We start from the raw sequence: 20,855 nt of genomic DNA, 5'->3' as shown, positions 1-20,855 counted from the left end.
CGCACGGTCTCCAGCGGATACTTGCCGGCCGCCGTCTCGGCCGACAGCATGACGGCGTCGGTGCCGTCGAGCACCGCATTGGCGACGTCGCTGACCTCGGCGCGCGTGGGCACCGGGTTGCTGATCATGCTTTCCATCATCTGGGTGGCGGTGATCACCAGCTTGTCGGCCTCGCGCGCCATGCGGATCATCTTCTTCTGCAGCGCCGGCACCACGGCGTTGCCGACCTCGACCGCCAGGTCGCCGCGCGCCACCATGATGCCGTCGCTGGCGGCCATGATCTCCGCCAGCTTGGGAATCGCCTCGGCGCGCTCGATCTTGGCGATCAGGCCTGGCTTGTGCCCCCATTCGGCACCGGCGACGTGGCACAGCTGGCGCGCCATCTCCATGTCGGTGGCGCTCTTGGGAAAGCTGACCGCCACGTAGTCGGCACGCAGGCTCATGGCGGTCCGGATGTCCTCCATGTCCTTGGCCGTCAGCGCCGGCGCGGTCAGGCCGCCGCCGTGCTTGTTGATGCCCTTGTTGTTGGACAGCTCGCCGCCGAGCTTGACGGTGGTGTGCACCGCCTCGCCGCGCACTGCGTCCACGGCGAGCACGATCAGGCCATCGTTGAGCAGCAGCGTGTCGCCCGGCCGGACGTCGCGCGGCAGCTCCTTGTAGTCCAGGCCCACGCCCTGCGCGTCGCCCGGCTCGCTGCGCGCCGCATCCAGCACGAAGGCCGCGCCCTGCACCAGTTGCACCTTGCCGTCCGCGAACTTGCCGACACGGATCTTGGGCCCCTGCAGGTCGGCCATGATCGCCACCTCGCGCCCGGCGCGCACACTCGCCTCGCGCACCCGGCGCGCGCGCTCGACGTGGTCGGCGGCCACGCCGTGGCTGAAATTCAGGCGCACGACGTTGACGCCGGCGCGGATCATTTCCTCCAGGATGGCCGGATCGCTCGAGGCGGGCCCGAGGGTGGCAACGATCTTGGTGGCGCGGCGACGACTCATGGGGGCTTTCGAAAGGACGGAAAGTGGTTCACGCTGCGCGGGCGATGGCGGACGGCCTCGCGGCGGCGCCGTCGCCCAGCCTCCTGGCCGCACCCGCACAGCCCATTCTGGCATGCCGGCAACGTCGGCGCAGCCCCCGTCCGGCCGCGCACGGGGCCGACGTCAGGCGGCCGCGCGCTGCGCCAGGATCGCCAGCGCCGGCAGGGTCTTGCCTTCCAGGACTTCCAGGAAGGCGCCACCGCCGGTCGAGATGTAGCCGACCTCGGCGCCAATGCCGTACTTGGCGATGGCGGCCAGCGTGTCGCCGCCGCCGGCGATGCTGAAGGCGCTGGCGTCGGCAATGGCGCGGGCCAGGGTACGCGTGCCGCCCTCGAAGGCAGCCAGTTCGAACACGCCGACCGGGCCGTTCCAGACGATGGTGCCGGCCTGGCGCAGTTGCGCGGCCAGGCGCGCCGCGGTTTCGGGGCCGATGTCCAGGATCAGGTCGTCGTCCGCCACGGCGTGGACCGGCTTGACCTCGGCTGCGGCCTCCGCCGTCGCCGCCTTGGCAGTGACCACGTCGGTCGGGATCGGCACTTCGGCACCGCGCGCCCGCATGGCGGCCATCACGGCACGCGCCTCGTCCACCAGGTCGGGCTCTGCCAGGCTGCGCCCGATGGGCAGGCCTGCGGCTTGCATGAAGGTATTCGCAATTCCACCGCCAACGATGAGTTGATCTACTTTAGCCGCCAATGACTGCAAGATCGTGAGTTTTGTACTCACCTTGCTGCCGCCGACGATGGCCACCAGGGGCCGCCTCGGGTCCTTCAGACTGCGGTTCAGGGCATCGATCTCGGCCGCCAGCAAGGGGCCGGCGCAGGCCTGGGTGGCATAGCGCGCCATGCCATGCGTGGTGGCTTCGGCGCGGTGTGCCGTACCGAAGGCATCGTTCACGTAAATGTCACAAAGAGCAGCCATTTTTCGAGATAGCTGCTCATCGTCTTTCTTTTCCCCTGGATTGACGCGGCAGTTCTCGAGCAGGACGAGCTCGCCAGGCGCGACCGTGACGCCGTCCACCCAGTTGCCCACCAGGGGTACCGGGCGCCCGAGCAGCTCGCCCAGGCGGGCAGCGACCGGCGCCAGAGAGTCTTCCGGCCGCAGCACCCCCTCGGTCGGGCGGCCCAGATGGCTGGTCACCATCACGGCGGCGCCGGCCTTCAGCGCCATGCGGATGCCGGGCAGGCTGGCGCGGATCCGCGTGTCCTCGGCGATGCGCGCCGGATCGCCCCAGCCGCCAACCACCAGGTCCTGCGGGTCGGCGCCGGCGGCGGGCACCGGGGCCTTCAACGGCACGTTGAAATCAGCGCGAATGAAGACGCGCCGGCCACGCACGGCGCCTTGCGCGCAAAGGTCGGCAAAACGGAGGACGTTCATCGGAGGAAGCGGGTTGGTTGCACGGCCCGCCAGGGGCGGGCCGCCGCATTGTAGAAGGGCTGCCCCGCGTGTCCGCTCAGGACGCGGCGGCGCGCAGGCGACGGGGCTCGTGCCCGACGTCGGGCAACAGCACCGCGAGGACGCCCAGCAGCGGCAGCCAGGCGCAGAGGTGGTAGACGAACTCGATGCCGCGCTGGTCGGCCAGCGCGCCGAGCACGGCGGCACCGATGCCGCCCATGCCGAAGGCAAAGCCGAAAAACAGGCCGGAGACGGCGCCAAGCTTGCCCGGCATCAGGTCCTGGGCGAACACCAGGATGGCCGGAAAGGCCGAGGCCAGGATCAGGCCGATGACGAAGGTGAGGATGCCGGTCCACATCAGGTCGACGTGGGGCAGCACCAGGGTGAACGGCGCCACGCCGAGGATGGAGAGCCAGATCACCTGGCGGCGGCCGATGCGGTCACCGATCGGGCCGCCCAGCAAGGTGCCGGCGGCCACCGCGAACAGGAACACGAACAGGTAGACCTGCGCCGCCTGCGCCGACAGGTGGAACCGCGTGATCAGGTAGAAGGTGTAGTAGCTGGTCAGGCTGGCCAGATAGAAGTACTTGGAGAAGATCAGCACCAGCAGCACGCCGATGCCCAGCGCCACCACGCGCGAAGACACCGGGCTGGCCATCGGCGCGGCCTTGCGTCGCGCTCGCGCGCCGCTGGCGAGGTGCTGGCGCTGGTACCAGGCACCGACCTGCCACAGCACGATGATGGCGACCAGCGCCGCCAGCGCGAACCAGGCGATCGCGCCCTGCCCGTGCGGCATCACGATGGCCGCGGCCAGCAGCGGGCCGACCGCGCTGCCGCCGTTGCCGCCAACCTGGAAGATCGATTGCGCCAGCCCCGGCCGACCGCCCGAGGCCAGGCGCGCGATGCGCGAGGATTCGGGGTGGAACACCGACGAGCCGGTGCCCACCAGGGCCGCCGCCAGCAGCACCACGCCAAAGCTCGGCGCCAGCGACAGCACGACCAGGCCGCTGAGCGTCGCCCCCATGCCGAACACCAGCGAGTACGGCTTGGGGTGGCGGTCGGTGTAGAGCCCGACCAGGGGCTGCAGCAGCGAGGCGGTGAACTGGTAGGTCAGCGTGATCAGGCCGACCTGGGCGAAGCTCAGGGCGAACTCGCCCTTGAGCATCGGGTAGATGGCCAGGATCAACGACTGGATCATGTCGTTGAGGAAGTGCGAGAAGCTGATCGCGCCGAGCACGCGATAGCGCGTGCCCTCGCGGCTCGCTGGCAGGGCGGGAGGTATGGCAGTGCCGCTGGTCATGGCAGGGGTGATGCCCCGGTGCACGCGCCCGCCGGCGCTGCAGCCGCGACGGCAGGGCCCGGCGCGCGGGCAAAACCCGGATGGTACGCCTTGTCGCCGCGCCTGCAGACGATCAGCGCAGCAACTGCAATGGCAGGTAGACCACGAGGCCGGCACCGATCGCCAGCGGCAGTGGCAGCGGCCGATCGCGTCCCCAGACGTAGTACAGGATGGTCGCCAGCGCGCCCCACAGGCGGGCGTCGCGCCAGGACACGTCCCAGGCCCCGCCCTGCAGGAAGACGTCCGGCGCGATGACGGCCGAGAGCGCCGCGATCGGGGCATAGGGCAGGGCGCGCTGGGCCCAGGCCGGCAGCCGCCAGGGGCGCTCCGAGATGAAGAAGAAGCTGCGCGTGACGATGCTGATCGCCGTCAGGCCCAGGATCGCCAGCAGCATCCAGCCGTCGGATTCAGGCATCGCCCGCTCCTTGGGCGGCGGCGCGCTGGCGCTGCTCGAGCAGCAGGCTGGCCGCCAGCGCCACCGCGATCGCGGCGACGATGTTGAGACGATACGGCAGGCCGTAGGCAGCCAGCGCGGCGACGCCCGCCAGCAGCGCCGCCACCGCGCGCAGCCGCGTCGTCACCAGGGTGCAGGTCACCGCCAGCAGGGCCAGCGTGCCGGAATAGCCCAGACCCCAGCGCTCCGGCAGGGCCGCGCCGAGGAAGATGCCGAGTAGGCTCATGGTCTGCCAGCTCGCCCAGTTCAGGCAGTTGCCGCCCCACAGGTAGGCCAGCTGCGCGCGACGCTGGCGCTCGGTTTCGCCCGGCCGCGCAAAGCGCCGGGTGAACAGCACGTAGGTCACGTCGCCCATGAAGTAGCCGAGGTACATGCGCTGCGCGCGCGGCAGGAACATCAGGTAGTCGCGCAGATGCAGGCTGAACACGACGAAGCGCAGGTTGACACAGGTGGCCGCGGTCCAGATCACCCACAGGGGCGCGCCGGCCGCGATCAGCGGCAGCACCGCGAGTTGCGCGCTGCCGGCGAAGACGAGCAGCGTCATCAGCACCGCCTGGCTCAGCGTGAGCCCGGACTTGACCATGGCGACGCCGGTCATGAAGGCCCAGGCCGTCAACCCGACCGAGACACCGCTCATCTCGCGCGCCCCGACCCAGAACAGGGGGTGGCGCGCGGTGCGCGCCCAGGCGTCGACGCGCTGCTGCAGCCAGGCGGCCAGGCGCGTGTGCGGCGCCAGGTCCGGCGGCCGTTCCGGCAGCGGCATGTTCATGGCACGTCGCCCTGCCCTGTCCCCAGCCGCATGCCGGGCGCCACCGGACAACCCGCCAGGAAGGCGCGCGCCGGCAGGCGCCGACCGCCCGCGCGCTGCAGTTCGGCGAGGCGCAGCACCCCTTCGCCGCAGGCAACCCCGATGCCGTCATCGTCCACCGCCAGCACGTCGCCGGGCAGCGCACCCGCGGGCAGCGCCTGTGCGTCGACGCTGGCTCGCCAGACCTTGAGGGGGACACCCTCCAGGCTTGTGCTGGCCCCCGGAAACGGGTCGAAGGCGCGGATCCGACGCTCGATCGTGGCCGCCGGCAGGCGCCAGTCGATGGCGGCCTCGGCCTTGTCGATCTTGTGCGCATAGGTCGCACCGGTCGCCGGCTGGGGCACGGCCCGCAAGCTGCCTTGCGCGGCGCGCCGCAGCGCCTCCACGATCAGGCGCGCGCCCAGGGCCGCCAGTTCGTCGTGCAGGGTCGCGCTGGTGGCCTGCGCACCGATCGGGCAGCGCGCCTGCAGCAACATGGCACCGGTGTCCAGGCCTTCGTCCATCTGCATGATGGTGATGCCGGTTTCGGCGTCGCCGGCTTCGATCGCGCGCTGGATCGGCGCCGCGCCGCGCCAGCGCGGCAGCAGGCTGGCGTGGATGTTCAGCGCACCGAGCCCCAGGCCCCCACGCTCCACGGCTGCGCCTGTTGCGCTGCCCCCAGAGGGGGCCTGCGCGCCTCCGGGCGGCCGCGCGGCGCTCATCTCGCCCCCACGCTCCACGGCTGCGCCTGTTGCGCTGCCCCCAGAGGGGGCCTGCGCGCCTCCGGGCGGCCGCGCGGCGCTCATGGCATCGAGCACCCAGCGCGGCAGGATCAGGCCGTAGGCTGCAACCACCAGCACGTCGGCGTCGGCGGCCTGCAGGGCGGCGCGCGCGGCCTCGGCGTCCTGCGGGTAGCGGCCGTCCAGGCGCAGGCTGCGCGGCTGCACCACGGGCAGGCCGTGCGCGCGCGCCAGCTGCTTGACCGGGGACGTCTGCAGCTTCAGGCCGCGCCCGGCAGGGCGATCGGGCTGCGTCAGCACCAGGGGCACGGCAAAGCCGGCTTCCAGGATGGCCTGCAGGGCGCGCGCGGCGAACTCGGGCGTGCCGGCGAAAGCGACTCGAAGACTCATGGATGGCTCCGGAGGCCGCATCCGGCCCCGGGTAGGAAGGTCGGCGCGCACCCGCGCAGCATTTCAGCGTGGTGGCTCGGGCGGGTCGGAAAGAGGTTCGTCGCCGGTCGACCAACCGCGCACCACGCCGGTCGGATCGATGTCGATGAAAAGCAGGCGCCAGGTGGGCCCGGTCAGATAGCGCCAGACCCAGATGTCGCCATGGAAGTTGTGCACCTGCTCGATGCGCGCCGGCGGCCCGTATTCACGCAGCACGTCGGCCCGGGTCCAGCGGTCCGGCTCGATGCGCTGGGCGAACAGGGCTTCGTTCAGGACCTGTTCCACCCGCACCACGCGGCCCCGGTCGTCCAGATCGAGGTTGATCACCCGCTGTCCCCCCGGCTGGTACGAGTACTGCAGGCGCTCGTCCATCCCGCCGCCGGCCGGAAAGTGCGCGCTCGGCCGGCCGAGCTGCTCCAGCACCTGCGCCACCGGGGTGCCCGGCGCCACGCGCTCGGGGTCGGGAAACAGCGCGCAACCCGCCAGCAGCAGCGCCACGATGGCACTGCCCAGCCCCCCGCGAAGCACGCCGCCGAGTGCCTGGCGCTGCGGCGTCACGCCGTCACCCTGGCCTTTTCCGCACGCTCCTCGCGCTCGGCCTTGAGCAGCTTGGACTTGATGCGGCCGCGCTTGAGCGGCGACAGGTAGTCGACGAACACCTTGCCGACCAGATGGTCCATCTCGTGCTGGATGCACACCGCCAACAGGCCCTCGGCCGCGATCTCGCGCACCCGGCCCTCGGCGTCCAGCGCACGCACGCGCACCTCGGCGGCGCGTTCGACGCCATCGTAGATGCCCGGCACCGACAGGCAGCCCTCGTCGCCCCGGACCCGTTCGGCGCTGGCCCACAGCAATTCGGGATTGATCAGCACCATCGGTTCGTTGCGTGCCTCGGACACGTCGATCACGATCACGCGCTCGTGCACGTCCACCTGGGTCGCCGCCAGGCCGATGCCCTGGGCGTGGTACATGGTTTCCAGCATGTCCGCGACCAGGGTGCGCACGCGTTGGTCCACGGTCTCCACGGGCTGGGCCACCTTGTGCAGGCGCGGGTCGGGATAGCGAAGAATCGGAAGCAGGGCCATCGATCAGGGTGGCGGTTCGCACCTGCGCCGGGAACGCCTGCCCCGCGTCGGTGACCGCCGGAAGTCCTCAAGATGTGGCTATTTTCGCTACTTTTTCAATTCGCCGGGGGCTCGACACCGCATTGTCGTTGCCCGATGGCGGGCTTGCATTCACAATGTCTGCTGACTTGTCAAGTGCGCAACTGCGTTTTTGTAAAACAATGAAACCACTTTTTCTTCGCGCCACGAGCGCCGTGCTGCTTCCCCTGGGCACGCTGCTGGCCGCTGCGGCTGCGCTGGCCGCCCCGCCCCAGCATGGCATCCACTCCCCGGTCACGCCGACGCAGCGCGCCACGGCGCAGCAGGTGGCAGCCCAGGGCGTGCCGCTGTCGGCGCTGGCGCCCGACGCACCCGACGAATACACGGTGCGACGCGGCGACACGCTGTGGGGCATCTCCGGCAAGTTCCTGCGTTCGGCCTGGCGCTGGCCCGAGTTGTGGGGCATGAACCTGAACGACATCCGCAACCCGCACCTGATCTATCCCGGCCAGCAGCTCTACCTCGAGCGCGTGGGCGACCGCGCCTTTCTGCGCGCGCGCCGCACGGCCGATGGCCAGGTCGGGGGCACGGTGCGGGTTTCGCCACGCAATCGCGTCGAGATGCTCGACGCCAACCCGCTGCCGACGCTGGCGACCCACCTGATCGAACCATTCCTGGCCGAACCCCTGGTATTCGACGATGACACCTTCCAGCGCGCGCCGCGCATCGTCGCGCTGAGCAACCAGGACCGGGTGCTGGTGGTCAGCGGCGACCGCGCCTATGCCCGCGGACCCGACGATGCGCCGCTGGCCAAGGTCGCCGACGCGCCGACCGACTTCCGCGTGTTTCGCGCCGCCACCCCGCTGAAGGACCCGGTGAGCGGCGAAATCCTCGGTTACGAAGGCCAGTACGTGGGCCAGGTCCAGCTGGTCCGCGGCGAATCGCAGACCGCCGAGCCGGGGCCCCAGCCCGGCTCGGAGCCGACCGTGCTGCACGTGCCGGCCACCATCGACGTGCTCAGCAGCAAGGAGGAGATGCGCGCGGGCGATCGGTTGCTGCCCGAGCCGCCGCGCGAATACCGCAACTACGTACCGCACGCGCCCGAGCAGACAGTGGATGCGCGCGTGGTCTCGGTCTACGGCAACGCCGTGCGCTACGCCGGAGGCAACCAGGTGGTGGCCATCAACAAGGGCACGCGCGATGGCATGGCCAGCGGCGACGTGCTGGCCCTGCTCTCGACCGGACCGCGCATCCTCGACAAGACCGAGGGACGGCGCGAGGCCCTGCAACTGCCCGACGAGCGCAACGGGCTGGGCATGGTGTTTCGCACCTTCGATCGCGTCTCCTACGTGCTGGTGATGGAAGTGACGGCCCCCGTGCAGGTGGGCGACAAGCTGACCAATCCGCGCTGATCGCGCGACCGGGGGCACGGCGGTGGCGCCAGACGAGCTGGCCGCCTGGTTGCGGCTCGTGCTCACGCCGGGCATCGGCAACGACGCGGCGCGGCGCCTGCTGGTGGCGTTCGGCCTGCCGCAGGCGGTCTTCGCCCAGGGGGCGGCCGCCCTGCAGCAGGTGGTCGGACCAGCCCAGGCCAGTGCCCTGCGCACCGAGCCCTCCAACCTCGCCGCCCAGTTCCAGGCCACCCAGGACTGGCTGGCGGCGCCGGACGCGGCCGCGACCCGGCGCGTGGTGACGCTGGGCGACCCGCTCTACCCGGCCGGCCTGCTGGCGATCGAGGATCCGCCACTGCTGCTGTACCTGCAGGGCCGCATCGACTGCCTGGAAGCGGCCGGCGGCTGGCCCCGGCAGGCGCTGGCCATGGTGGGCAGTCGCAACCCCACGCCCCAGGGGCTGCAGAATGCCCGGCAGTTCGCGCGCGCCCTGCGCGCCGCCGGACTGAGCATCGTCTCGGGCCTGGCGCTGGGCATCGACGGTGCCGCGCACGAAGGCGCCCTGCTCGACGCGGATGCACCCCAGGCGGGGCCGGGGCTGGCCACCCTGGCGGTGATCGGCACGGGAATCGACCGCGTCTACCCGCGCCAGCACCGGGAACTGGCGCACCGCATCGCCGCGCACGGCATGCTGGTGAGCGAATACCCGCTGGGCACGCCGCCACTGCCACCCAACTTCCCGCGGCGCAACCGCCTGATTGCCGGGCTGAGCCTGGGCACGCTGGTGGTCGAGGCCGCGTTGCAATCGGGCTCGCTGATCACGGCACGACTCGCGGTGGAACAGGGCAAGGAGGTGTTCGCCATCCCCGGCTCGATCCACAGCCCGCAGTCGCGTGGCCCGCACGCGCTGATCCGCCAGGGCGCCAAGCTGGTCGAGACCGCGCAGGACGTGCTGGAGGAGTTGCACTGGCCCGGCCCGGCCGCGGCTGCCGTGCCTGTCGGGGGCGCCGCCGCCGACCCGTCTCCCGCCCCCGCGCCCGGCAGCGACGCCGACGCCCTGCTGCGGGCGCTCGGCGGCGATCCGATCGGCCTGGACGCACTGCAGGCCCGCACCGGCCTGGACACCGCGACGCTGCAGGCGCGGCTGCTGGAGCTCGAACTGGCGGGTCAGGTCGGCCGGCTGCCGGGCGGACTGTTCCAGCGCCTGGCGCTTGGTTGAGGCAGCCCAGCCGCCACGGCCGCCGCGTCCGTTCGTGAGCCCTTCGTCATCGCAGCCGCATCAGCGGTGCAATCGCGCATCATCGCACGACGCGATCAGCCTGGAAACGGCAGTTGACCGCTTGCAACCTACTCCAAACGCGCGTGGCCATGGACGTTGGTGGCTTCTCTCCTGTTCACCCCATGGGTGAGCACGCTACACGCCCGCCAGCACCACTCTCGCCGCGCCATGCGTCGTTGATCGTCCTTGCCGGCACGAGCCTGCCGCGTCCTCTCGTCTCGCCTGCCACGCCGAGTGCGGCACTGGCGGACGCGGCCAACTGCCGTTTCCAGGATCAGTGCAGCAATTCGTCCGGCTTTGCCTGCAGCTTGGCCAGGGCTTCGCGCGTCGCGCGCACGGTGAGCGCCTCGTCTTCGACCGGCACCAGCAGGCCCGCCTGCAGGTAGGCCGCCAGGCGCTGGGTCTGCACCAGGTAGCTCTTGTCGGCCGCCCCGGCCAGCAGGTGCAGCTGGCCGCGCGCGCTGCGCCAGACGTATTGCACCTGGATCAGCGCACCCTGGTAATCGAGCGTGAACCAGGTCCCCAGCTCGAGCTGCCGCGCCCACTGCACGATCGCCTCGGCCGGCTGCGACCCGCCCTCGCTGATGACCTCGACCGACGTGCCATCCTCGCCCGCCATCAGTTCGATGACGCCGGCATCGAGCCAGAGCTCGCCTTCGGGCTCATCCTTCACCACGTCTTCCAGCGTCGCCAGCGCATGCGCCAGTTCGTCGAACTTGCCGGGTGCCAGGCCCTCGCCGCGCGCCATGAAGGCCTGTACCACGGCGTCGTTGATCAGCTTCACCTGGCGCTCCTGCTCCTCGGGCGCGATGGCCAGCATCGCCATGCCGTCGCGCAGCACGTGCAGCAGGCCGGGCAGCTGCTGCATCACGCGCGCGCGCTCGGTGCGCTCGGGCTTGGCGCTGACGGCCCAGATCAGATCGGCCGCCGCCTGCTTCATGCGCACCGTCTCGGAGTCCTGCGCACCATGGCGCACCGCCGCCACGGCCAGCACGTCGGACCAGATGCGAAACAGGAATTCGCGCACCTCCTCGCCGATCGGCACCGAGGCCAGCATGCGGCGCAGCTCGATCGTGTACTGGATCGCCAGGGCCTCCTTCTGCTCGACCTGCTGCGCCAGCGTGGCGACCTGCCCGGCCGCCTTGCCCTCGGTGAGCGAGCTGCCGAGGAACTTCTTGAATTCCTCCAGCACCAGCTGGTAGACGCGGCGGCCGGTCTCGGGGTACTGCTCGATCACCTGCACGATGCGCTTGACCTCGCGCTCGAGCCGATCGCCCGCCACCTGGGCCGCGTCGAAGCCGAGCGCGCAGGCGCCCATGCGGTCGATCAGCTGGCGCGCCGGATGGTCGGCCGAGGCAAAGAAGTCAGGCTCCGCCAGCGCCAGCCGCAGCACCGGGATCTGCAGGCGCGCGAACCACACACGAACGCCGGCCGCGATGCGCTCCTCGGCCAGGATGGCCTGGAACATCAGGGCCACGATCTCGATGACCGCCTTCTCGCTCGGCTTTTCCGCCTTGGCCTTCAGGTCGGCGGCGCGCTGGCGCAACTGGCGTGCCACCGCGCCGACATCGGGCATCAGATGCGGCACCGTGTCGCCATCAACGCGGTGCATCAGCTCGGTCACGGCGTAGGCCGCATCGGGCGGCTCGGCGAGCGCGCGCGCCAGCTGCGGCGACGGGGCCTGCGGCGCGGCGCCCGAGTCGTAACCCACGGCCGGGTCGGACAGCAGCCGGCGCAACTGGCCCAGCACGCCCTGCGCGCGCTGGCGCACGCGCGCCACCGGCGACATGCCGGTGACCATGCGGGTTTCCTGGGCCGCGCGGGCCAGCGCCGACTGCGCCACGCCATCGCGCCACTCGGTCGTGCCCGCGGGCACGTCTGCGGCAACAGCGCCGGCCTGGTGGCGCTGCGCCGCGGGAGAGGCGGACCAGGCAGCGCGCGCATCGACCGGCCCGGACGGCGCCACGCTGCCATGGCCACTGCGGCTGGCACGTGCGTCGCGACCGCTCCAGCCACCCGTACTGTCGAACGGCGCCTGGCCACTGCGAACGCCGCTGGCGCGTGTCTCGTCGCGCACGCCCGTGGGCGGTCCGCCGGAACGCTGCACGCGCGCACGCAGTGCCAGTTCGGCCTCGACCCCGTGCTGGCGCAGCAGCACATTGCCCTGCGCATAGGCCTCCTGGTAGTGTCTGGCCAGCACCGGCTGCAGCCCGGCCTGCACCAGGTTCCACATGGGCCGCTTCAGGCCGCAATCGGCCCAGCCCTTGACCAGGGCCAGCGCGAACACGTCCGGACGCAGCGGATCATCGGCCGCCAGTTCGCCGTTGCGCTCCAGGCGCTGCATGCGCATGCGCAGGTCGCTCCATTCGCTGCCGGCGACTTCCAGCACGGCAGCGCCCAGGCGCGAGGCGAGGATCTTGTCTTCGACCACGTCGTCGTCCACCAGGCCGAACTTGGCCAGTGGCTTCTGCGGCTGCGCCTCGTGCACGCGCGGCGCGAGTGCGGCGCGCCACTGCGCATGCACCGCCTCGACCCAGGCGCCGCGCAGGCGCTTGAAGGCGCCCGCCGCCTCCATCGCCACCGAGAGCTGGGCCATGGTCAGGCCCTTGCTGTCGCGCAGCACGCCATCGAGCTGCGCCTCGACCGCCGCCGGCAAAGCGTCCACCAACCCGGTGACGGCACGGGCAAAGCGCTCGCGCACCTCGCGCGCGAGCTGCGCCGCCGCCATGGCACCGGGTTGCGGGTTCGTCACCATGCGCGCATGGTAGCGGGTTCCGGCGGCGCCTTCACCTCCCCTGTACCCGGTTTTCCCTACACCACGGCCCCGGCGTTGGGATCGTTCGGGTCGCCCGGTTCACGCCGGTGCGCCTTGATCAGGTCCTCGCGCTTGATGCCCAGCCACATGGCAATGGCGGCGGCCACGAACACCGAGGAGTAGATGCCAAAGAGAATGCCGATGGTCAGCGCCACCGCGAAATAATGCAGGGCTTCGCCGCCAAAAAGCAACATCGAGACCACCACCGCCTGGGTCGAGCCGTGCGTGATGATGGTGCGGCTGATGTTGGCGGTAATGCCGTGGTTGATGATCTCCACCGTCGACATCTTGCGAAAGCGCCGGAACGCCTCGCGGATCCGGTCGAAGATGATCACCGATTCGTTCACCGAGTAGCCCAGCGTGGCCAGCACCCCCGCCAGCACCGAGAGCGAGAACTCCCACTGGAAGAAGGCGAAGAACCCCATGATGATGATGACGTCGTGGAGGTTGGCGATGATGCCGGCGACCGCGTACTTCCATTCGAAGCGCATCGACAGGTAGATCATGATGCCGATCACCACGAAGGCGAGCGCCTTCAGGCCGTCGGAGGCCAGCTCCTTGCCGACCTGCGGTCCGACGAATTCGGTGCGGCGCAGCTCGGCGTCGGGATGGTCCGCCTGCAGCGCCTTGATCACCACCTGGCTCTGCTGCGCCGAGGTCTGGTCCTTCTGCACCGGCAACCGGATCATGACATCGCGCGACGTGCCGAAGTTCTGCACCTGGGCGTCGTTGTAGCCGAGCGCGGCCAGGCTGCCGCGCACCTTGCCGAGGTCGGCCGGCTGGCTGTAGGCGACCTCCATCACGGTGCCGCCCGTGAACTCCACCGACAGGTGCAGGCCGCGCGTGACCAGGAAGAACACCGCCAGCGCGAACATCAGGAACGACGCGATGTTGAAGTACAGCGCGTAGTGCATGAACGGGTAGTCGCGCCGGATCTTGAAGAATTCCATGCCGTATCTCTTTCGTATCAGTGGGTCACGGTGCGCTGCATCGCGCGCGACTCATGAACCCCGCGTGCCACCTCGAGAGGCCGCGGAGCAGGCCAATCGCACCACGCGTCGCAGGGGTGCCCCTGGCCACAGGGTGCATCACCCTTCCAGGGGCAAGGAGCGGGGCGACACCAAGGGGCTTCATCTCGATTGCCCGTGCAGTCGCGCGCCGCCCACGCCGCACAAAACGACACTGCCCCCGCGGCCGCGGAGCAGGCCAATCGCACCATGCGTCGCAGGGGTTCCCCTGGCCACAGGGTGCATCACCCTTCCAGGGGAAAGGAGCGGGGCGCCACCAAGGGGCTTCATCTCGATTGCCCGTGCAGTCGCGCGCCGCCCACGCCGCACAAAACGACACTGCCCCCGCGGCCGCGGAGCAGGCCATGCGCGGCGCCCGTGGTCGGGGTCTCCCCGGCCACAGGGTGCGTCCCCCTTGGGGGAAGGAGCGCAGCGACACAGGGGGTAACCCATTTCTCAGCGCGCGCCTGCCACCAGGCGATCCTCGGGCTCGGGCTTCCAGACCGTGCCGACCGACACCGACTTGAGCTTCTTCTGGCGCCCGTACCACAAATTGACCAGGCCGCGCGAGAAGAACACTGCCGAGAACATCGAGGTCAGGATGCCGATGCAGTGCACCACGGCAAAGCCGCGCACCGGCCCCGAGCCGAAGGCCAGCAGCGCCAGGCCCGCCAGCAACGAGGTCACGTTGGAGTCCAGGATGGTGGCCCAGGCACGATCGTAGCCCGTGTGGATCGCGGTCTGCGGCGCTGCGCCTTCGCGCAGCTCCTCGCGCACGCGCTCGTTGATCAGTACGTTGGCGTCGATCGCCATGCCCATGGTCAGCGCCACCGCCGCCATGCCGGGCAGGGTCAGCGTGGCCTGCAGCATCGACAGGATGGCGATCAGCAGCAGCAGGTTGAAGGTCAGCGCGATCGACGAGAACACGCCGAACATCATGTAGTAGATCGACATGAAGATGACGATCGCGACGAAGCCCCAGAGCACGCTGTGGAAGCCCTTGCTGATGTTCTCGGCGCCCAGGCTGGGGCCGATGGTGCGCTCCTCGATGATCTCCATCGGCGCCGCCAGCGAGCCGGCGCGCAGCAGCAGCGCCAGATCGCTGGCCTCGTTCACCGTCATCGAGCCCGAGATCTGGAAGCGCGTGCCCAGTTCGGCCTGGATCACCGGCGCCGTCAGCGCCTCGCCCTTGCCCTTCTCGAACAGGATGATGGCCATGCGCTTCTTCAGGTTCTCGCGGCTGACGTCGCGCATGATGCGCCCGCCCTTGCCGTCCACCGTCAGGTCGACCTTGGGTTGCTGCGTCTGCGAATCAAAGCCGGGCTGGGCGTCGGTCAGGCTGTCGCCGGTGAGGATCACCTGGCGCTTGACCACCACCGGCGTGCCGTCGCGCAGCAGGAACTTCTCCGAGCCGAACGGCACCGGGCCCTGGCCCAGCTCGGCGGCGCGGCCCTCGGCGCTCTCGTCGACCAGGCGCATCTCCAGCGTCGCCGTGCGGCCCAGGATGTCCTTGGCCTTGGCCGTGTCCTGCACGCCGGGCAGTTGCACCACGACGCGGTCGGCGCCCTGCTGCTGGATCACCGGCTCGGCCACGCCCAGCTCGTTGACGCGGTTGTGCAGGGTGGTGATGTTCTGCTTGATGGCGTTGTCCTGCACGCGGCGCAGCGCCTCGGGCTTGAAAGTCAGCACCAGCCGGCCGTCCGAGCTGCCGGCGGTGTCGACCTGCAGGTCGGGCAGCTTGTCGAGCACCACGCGGCGCGCCGCCTCGAGCGTGGCCGGGTCATTGGCGCGCACCTCGATGCTCTGTCCCTCCCGGTTGATACCGCCGTGGCGCACACCCTTTTCGCGCAGCGCCAGGCGCAGGTCGCTCACCTGGGTGTCCAGGTTCTTGGTCAGCGCGGCGCGCATGTCGACCTGCAGCAGGAAGTGCACGCCGCCGCGCAGGTCCAGCCCCAGGTACATCGGCTTGGCGCCGAGCTGCGACAGCCAGGTCGGCGAGCGCGACACCAGGTTCAGCGCGACGATGTAGGCCGCGTCCGCCGGATCGGGGTTGAGCGCGTGCTCGATCACGTCCTTGGCCTTGAGCTGGGCGTCGGGCGTGTCGAAGCGCGCCCGCACCGAACCGCCTTCCAGCGTGAGCTGGTTGGCCGGCGTGTCCGCCGCGCGCAGCGCGCTCTCGACGCGCTCCAGCGTGGCCTCGTCGACCCGGGTCGTGGTCTTGCCGGCCGAAACCTGCACCGCCGGCGCCTCGCCGTAGAAATTGGGCAGGGTGTAGATCACCGCCACCACCAGCACGACGAGCAGGAGAAGGTACTTCCAGAGCGGATAACGGTTCATGGAGCGATTCGTGGCAAGCGGGGCATCAAGGAATGGCGGCGCACCGGGCCAGCAATCATGCGCCAGCCCACCGGGTTGCGACCGGCCGGCTTATTTCAAGGTTCCCTTGGGCAGCACCTGCACCACCGAGCTGCGCTGCATCTGCACCTCGACGCCGCTGGCGATCTGCACGCCCAGGTGGCTGTCGCCGAGCGATGTCACACGGCCCAGGATGCCGCCGGCCGTCACCACCTCGTCGCCCTTGGCCAGGGCATCGATCATGGCCCGGTGCTCCTTCTGCTTCTTCATCTGCGGACGGATCATGATGAAGTAGAGGACCACGAACATCAGCACCAGCGGTGCCATGCTCATGAGGGACGAAGACATGTCGGCCGCGGGCGCGGCCTGGGCGTAGGCGTTGGAGATGAACACGAGGGGCTCCTGGGCAAAGGGCAAGCAAGGCGCGCGCCGGGGTGGCGTGCGCCGCGACCGCGCTGGCGCCGATGGCCGCGCGCAGTTGAACCCTTTATTGTAAGTCGGCGTTGCCGGCCAGGGCAGGCCGGGCCGCGCGCCGGCGCGTCCTGCGAGCTTGCGTTCGAATGCGAGGCGGCATCAGCTGCTCCACCGCGCTTCGCGCGATCCGCGACGCATGGAGGGATCGTGCTCCGATGGCCGCGGGGCAGGCCACGCCAGCGGCAGCCATGACCGGGATCTCCGCGGCCACGGGCTGCGCGCTCCCGCACAACGCGCGCACGCTGCGCTGCCCCCGATGGGGGGCCTGCGCACCTGCGGCGGCCGAGCGGTGCTCAAGGTGGCGGGCGCGACATCGCGCAGCGCGTGAAGCCGCGGAGCGTGTTTCACTTCAGTTGCTCCACCGCGCTTCGCGCCACCCGCGACGCATGAAACGCCACGGCTCCAAGGGCCGCGGAGCAGGCCAGGCGGGGGCACCCGTGGCCGGGGTCTCCCTGGACACTGGGTGCGTCCCCCTTGCAGGGGGCTGAGGCCCGCGGCTCCAGACCTGCCTGCGCAGGTCTGGACGGGCCGAAGAGCCGCCGCCTCTGGCGGCGAGCACGTGGAGCTCAGCGACATAGGGGGTGTTTCATCCTAGGACGCCGCCGGGGGACGCTGCGCGCCGGCCGGCCGCCATGCAGCCAGCAGGGCGTCCCAGCGCCCGCGTGCCGCCTGGAGGTTGCGCTCCTTGACGTGGCCGTAGCCCTTGATCTGCTCCGGGATGCGGGCAATCTCCACGGCGGCGGCGTGATTTCCGGCCACCAGCGCGGGCAGCACGGCCTCGATGCTGGCCCGGTATTCGGCGATCAGGGCGCGCTCGGTGCGCCGCTCGGCGGTGCGGCCAAACACGTCGAACGGGCCGCCGCGCAGGCCCTTGAACCGAGCCAGCAGGCGGAAGGCACGCAGCATGCCGGGGCCGTATTTCTGCTTCACCAGCTCGCCCTGGTCATTGCGCTTGGCCAGCAGCGGCGGCGCCAAGTGGTAGTGAATCCTGTAGTCGCCCTCGAACATGGACTCGATGCGCGCGAGGAAGGCCGGGTCGGCGTGCAGGCGCGCGACCTCGTACTCGTCCTTGTAGGCCATCAGCTTGAACAGGTAGCGCGCCACGGCCTCGGCCAGCTCGGTGCGGCCGAGCGGCGCCTCGGCCGCCTGCACGCGTGTCACGAAATCCCGGTACTGGCGTGCATAAGCAGCGTCCTGGTAGTCGGTGAGATAGGCCACGCGGCGCGCCACGACCTCGTCCAGCGACTGCGGCCGCGCCTTGGCCACTGCGCGCACCGGCGCCAGCAGCGCCTGCACGCGCGCCAGGTCGTGCGCCGCCTGGCGGCCCCATTCGAAGGCGAGCTGGTTCTTCTCGACCTGCACGCCGTTCAGCTCGATGGCGCGGCGCAGCGCCGCCCGGCCGAGTGGCAGCCAGCCGCGCTGCCAGGCGTAGCCGAGCAGGATGGGGTTGGTGTAGATGGTGTCGCCCAGCAGGCCGGCGGCGAGCGCGTCGGCATCGAGCCGCGCCAGGCCGGCGTCGCCGACCACGCGCGCGATATCCTGGGCACGCCGCTCGGCTGGGTTCTGCCAGGCGCCGTCCTTCAGGAAGGCCGCCGTCGGCGCCGCATGACTGTTCAGCACCACGTGCGTGCGCCCGGGGCCCATGCGCGCCACGGTCTCGCGGTGCGCGGCGACGATCGGGTCGCAGCCCAGCACCAGGTCGGCCGCCGCCATGCCGACGCGGGTGGTGGCGATGTCGTCCTGGCAGGCGCCGATCAGCACGTGGCTCCAGGTCGAGCCACCCTTCTGCGCCAGGCCGGCCGCGTCCTGCGTCACGATGCCCTTGCCCTCCAGGTGCGCCGCCATGCCGAGCAGCTGGCCGATGGTGATGACGCCGGTGCCGCCGACGCCGGCCACGACCGCGCCCCAGGCCTGGCCGGGCGCGAGCGGCGCCGGCGCCGGCTCGGGCAGGGCGCCCAGTTCATCCGGCTTGGTGGAAACGCCCTGGCGCGCCTGCTGGCGCAGCTGTCCGCCCTCGATCGTGACGAAGCTGGGGCAGAAGCCCTTGACGCAGGACACGTCCTTGTTGCAGGTGCTCTGGTTGATGGTGCGCTTGCGGCCGAACTCGGTTTCCAGCGGCTCCACCGACAGGCAGTTGCTCTGCACGTTGCAGTCTCCGCAGCCTTCGCACACGGCCTCGTTGATGAGCACGCGCACGGCCGGGTCGACCATGGTGCCGCGCTTGCGCCGGCGCCGCTTCTCGGTGGCGCAGGTCTGGTCGTAGATGATGACCGTGGTGCCGGCGATCTCGCGGAACTCGCGCTGCACCGCGTCCAGCTCATCGCGGTGGTGGATGGCGATGCCGTCGGGCAGGCCGTGGCGGCGTGCCTCGGTGTACTTCTCCGGTTCGTCGGTGACGATGCAGATCCTGGTTGCACCCTCGGCACGCATGTTCTGAGCGATCTGCAGCACCGACAGGCCCTCGGGGCGTTCGCCGATCGGCTGGCCGCCGGTCATGGCGACGGCGTCGTTGTAGAGGATCTTGTAGGTGATGTTGACGCCGGCGGCGACGCTCTGGCGCACCGCCAGCGTCCCGCTGTGGTAGTAGGTGCCGTCGCCCAGGTTGGCGAACACGTGCTTCTCGTTGCTGAAGGGCTGCTGGCCGACCCAGGGCACGCCCTCGCCGCCCATCTGGGTGAAGCCGATGGTGTCGCGGTCCATCCAGGTGGCCATGAAGTGGCAGCCGATGCCCGCCATGGCGCGCGAGCCCTCGGGCACGCGCGTGCTGGTGTTGTGCGGACAGCCCGAGCAGAACCAGGGCATGCGCTCGGCCGCCAGCGGGCCGCTGACGCGGATCACGCTCTGCGCGCGCTCGGCCGCCTCCAGCCGCGCCAGGCCCTGCGCGATGCGCGCGTTCCAGTCGGCGTCCAGGCCGAGCTTGCCCAGCCGCTGCGCCAGCGCGCGCGCGATGCGCGCCGGCGTCAGGTCGGCGGTGGAGCGCAGCAGCTCGTTGGCGCTCGGGTCGGCCTGCGACCACTCGCCGCCCTCGCTGAACTTGCCGACCACGCGCGGGCGCACGTCGTCGCGCCAGCCGTAGAGCTCCTCCTTGAGCTGGTATTCGATCATCTGGCGCTTTTCCTCGACCACCAGGATCTCCTGCAGCCCGGTGGCGAAGGCGCGCGTGCCCTGTGCCTCCAGCGGCCAGACCACGCCGACCTTGTGCAGGCGGATGCCGAGCTGGCGGCAGGCCGCCTCGTCCAGGCCGAGGTCGAGCAGCGCCTGGCGCGTGTCGTTGTATGCCTTGCCGCTGGCCATGATGCCGAAGCGGTCCTGCGGGCCGGCAATGACGTCGTGGTTCAGGCGGTTGGCGCGGATGTAGGCCAGCGCCGCGCGCCACTTGACGTTGAACAGGCGCTCCTCCTGCGCCAGCGCGCCGTCGGGCCAGCGGATGTGCACGCCGTCCTCGGGAATCGCGAAGTCGGTCGGCTGCACGACCTGCACGCGGCCGGGGTCGATCTCGACGCTGGCGGCCGACTCGACGATCTCCTGGATCGTCTTCATGCCGGCCCAGACGCCGGCGTAGCGGCTGAGCGCGATGGCGTGCAGGCCGAAGTCGAGGATCTCCTGCACGCTGGCCGGGAAGAACACCGGCAGGCCGCAGGCCTTGAAGATGTGGTCGCTCTGGTGTGCCGCCGTGCTGCTGACGGCCATGTGGTCGTCGCCCGCCACCGCCAGCACGCCACCCCAGGGCGTGGTGCCGGCCATGTTGCCGTGCTTGAAGACGTCGCCCGAGCGGTCCACGCCTGGCCCCTTGCCGTACCAGATGCCGAACACGCCGTCGTAGCGATTGCTGCCGGCGGGCGCGAAGCCGAGCTGCTGCGTGCCCCAGATCGCGGTCGCCGCCAGCTCCTCGTTCACCCCCGGCTGGAACACGATGTGGTGCTGCTGCAGGTGCTGGCGCGCCGCCCACAGCGCCTGGTCGTAGCCGCCCAGCGGCGAGCCACGGTAGCCGCTGATGAAGCCGGCGGTGTTGCGGCCGGCCTGCTGGTCGCGCTGGCGCTGCAGCATGGGCAGGCGCACCAGGGCATGGATGCCGCTCATGAAGGCGCGGCCCTGCTCGAGCGTGTAGCGGTCCTCGAGCGTGACGGTCTCCAGCGCCTTTCGAATCGACTCGGGCAGCGGGGCGTTCATGGGGCAGGTCTCCTGGTCTGGCAAGCTGATGCGTCGATGATAGGGCGCAGGCGTGGCCCGCGGGTGGATAAGATCGGTGTCGCACGGAC

The 20,855-nt window shown here is 70.7% G+C and carries 15 protein-coding genes; 2 read left to right on the top strand and 13 right to left on the bottom strand.

All coding sequences use genetic code 11. The features are described from left to right. The 8 genes from pyk to def all read right to left on the bottom strand — a co-directional run. On the bottom strand, window positions 1–992 hold a 992-nt coding region (gene pyk, locus PKA16_RS10505; RefSeq protein ID WP_324403041.1), incomplete at its 3' end, for a pyruvate kinase. A gap of 162 nt (window positions 993–1,154) precedes the next feature. Continuing rightward, on the bottom strand, window positions 1,155–2,405 hold the full coding sequence (locus PKA16_RS10500; protein ID WP_324403039.1) for a phosphoglycerate kinase: 1,251 nt from the start codon (window positions 2,403–2,405) through the stop codon (window positions 1,155–1,157). A gap of 76 nt (window positions 2,406–2,481) precedes the next feature. Continuing rightward, entirely contained in the window at window positions 2,482–3,723 is a 1,242-nt protein-coding gene (locus PKA16_RS10495) for an MFS transporter (protein WP_324403037.1), read from the bottom strand. 112 nt (window positions 3,724–3,835) lie between these two features. Further along, window positions 3,836–4,177 carry an AzlD domain-containing protein gene (locus PKA16_RS10490; RefSeq protein WP_324403035.1) on the bottom strand — a complete coding sequence of 114 codons (342 nt, stop codon included), beginning with the start codon at window positions 4,175–4,177 and terminating at the stop codon, window positions 3,836–3,838. Beyond that, window positions 4,170–4,985, bottom strand: a complete 816-nt coding sequence (locus tag PKA16_RS10485) for an AzlC family ABC transporter permease (RefSeq protein ID WP_324403033.1) — start codon at window positions 4,983–4,985, stop codon at window positions 4,170–4,172. Before PKA16_RS10485 ends, PKA16_RS10490 begins: the two co-directional genes overlap by 8 nt. Continuing rightward, the gene (fmt, locus tag PKA16_RS10480) at window positions 4,982–6,133 is read right to left on the bottom strand and encodes a methionyl-tRNA formyltransferase (RefSeq protein ID WP_324403031.1); all 1,152 of its coding nucleotides are present in this window, start codon (window positions 6,131–6,133) and stop codon (window positions 4,982–4,984) included. The genes PKA16_RS10485 and fmt overlap by 4 nt, the downstream gene beginning before the upstream one ends. Before the next feature lie 63 nt (window positions 6,134–6,196). Next, on the bottom strand, window positions 6,197–6,730 hold the full coding sequence (locus tag PKA16_RS10475) for a hypothetical protein (RefSeq protein ID WP_324403029.1): 534 nt from the start codon (window positions 6,728–6,730) through the stop codon (window positions 6,197–6,199). Next, window positions 6,727–7,257 carry a peptide deformylase gene (gene def / locus PKA16_RS10470; protein ID WP_324403027.1) on the bottom strand — a complete coding sequence of 177 codons (531 nt, stop codon included), beginning with the start codon at window positions 7,255–7,257 and terminating at the stop codon, window positions 6,727–6,729. Before def ends, PKA16_RS10475 begins: the two co-directional genes overlap by 4 nt. Before the next feature lie 233 nt (window positions 7,258–7,490). Between def and PKA16_RS10465 the strand changes: the two genes are divergently transcribed. Together PKA16_RS10465 and dprA are read left to right on the top strand one after the other, a co-directional pair. Further along, window positions 7,491–8,687, top strand: coding sequence for a LysM domain-containing protein (locus PKA16_RS10465; protein WP_324403025.1), 1,197 nt, complete (start codon window positions 7,491–7,493; stop codon window positions 8,685–8,687). A 22-nt stretch (window positions 8,688–8,709) separates the two neighbouring features. Further along, the gene (dprA, locus tag PKA16_RS10460; RefSeq protein ID WP_324403023.1) at window positions 8,710–9,885 is read left to right on the top strand and encodes a DNA-processing protein DprA; all 1,176 of its coding nucleotides are present in this window, start codon (window positions 8,710–8,712) and stop codon (window positions 9,883–9,885) included. A 334-nt stretch (window positions 9,886–10,219) separates the two neighbouring features. On the opposite strand, the gene PKA16_RS10455 is transcribed toward dprA, so the two are convergent. The 5 genes from PKA16_RS10455 to PKA16_RS10435 form a co-directional block, all read right to left on the bottom strand. Continuing rightward, on the bottom strand, window positions 10,220–12,700 hold the full coding sequence (locus tag PKA16_RS10455; RefSeq protein WP_324403021.1) for a DUF1631 family protein: 2,481 nt from the start codon (window positions 12,698–12,700) through the stop codon (window positions 10,220–10,222). 56 nt (window positions 12,701–12,756) lie between these two features. Beyond that, entirely contained in the window at window positions 12,757–13,710 is a 954-nt protein-coding gene (gene secF / locus PKA16_RS10450; RefSeq protein WP_324403019.1) for a protein translocase subunit SecF, read from the bottom strand. A 513-nt stretch (window positions 13,711–14,223) separates the two neighbouring features. Beyond that, window positions 14,224–16,104 (bottom strand): protein translocase subunit SecD, encoded by a 1,881-nt coding sequence (secD, locus tag PKA16_RS10445; protein ID WP_324403016.1) that lies wholly within the window; start codon window positions 16,102–16,104, stop codon window positions 14,224–14,226. A gap of 90 nt (window positions 16,105–16,194) precedes the next feature. Next, window positions 16,195–16,515: a preprotein translocase subunit YajC gene (gene yajC, locus PKA16_RS10440; RefSeq protein ID WP_324403014.1), complete on the bottom strand. Its 321-nt coding sequence runs from the start codon at window positions 16,513–16,515 to the stop codon at window positions 16,195–16,197. 672 nt (window positions 16,516–17,187) lie between these two features. Beyond that, window positions 17,188–20,766 carry an indolepyruvate ferredoxin oxidoreductase family protein gene (locus PKA16_RS10435; RefSeq protein WP_324403012.1) on the bottom strand — a complete coding sequence of 1,193 codons (3,579 nt, stop codon included), beginning with the start codon at window positions 20,764–20,766 and terminating at the stop codon, window positions 17,188–17,190. Window positions 20,767–20,855: the final 89 nt, after the last annotated feature.

It is taken from the genome of Ottowia sp. (assembly GCF_035325765.1).
Taxonomy (GTDB): domain Bacteria; phylum Pseudomonadota; class Gammaproteobacteria; order Burkholderiales; family Burkholderiaceae_C; genus Ottowia.
This window is presented reverse-complemented; position numbering and strand designations above follow the sequence as displayed.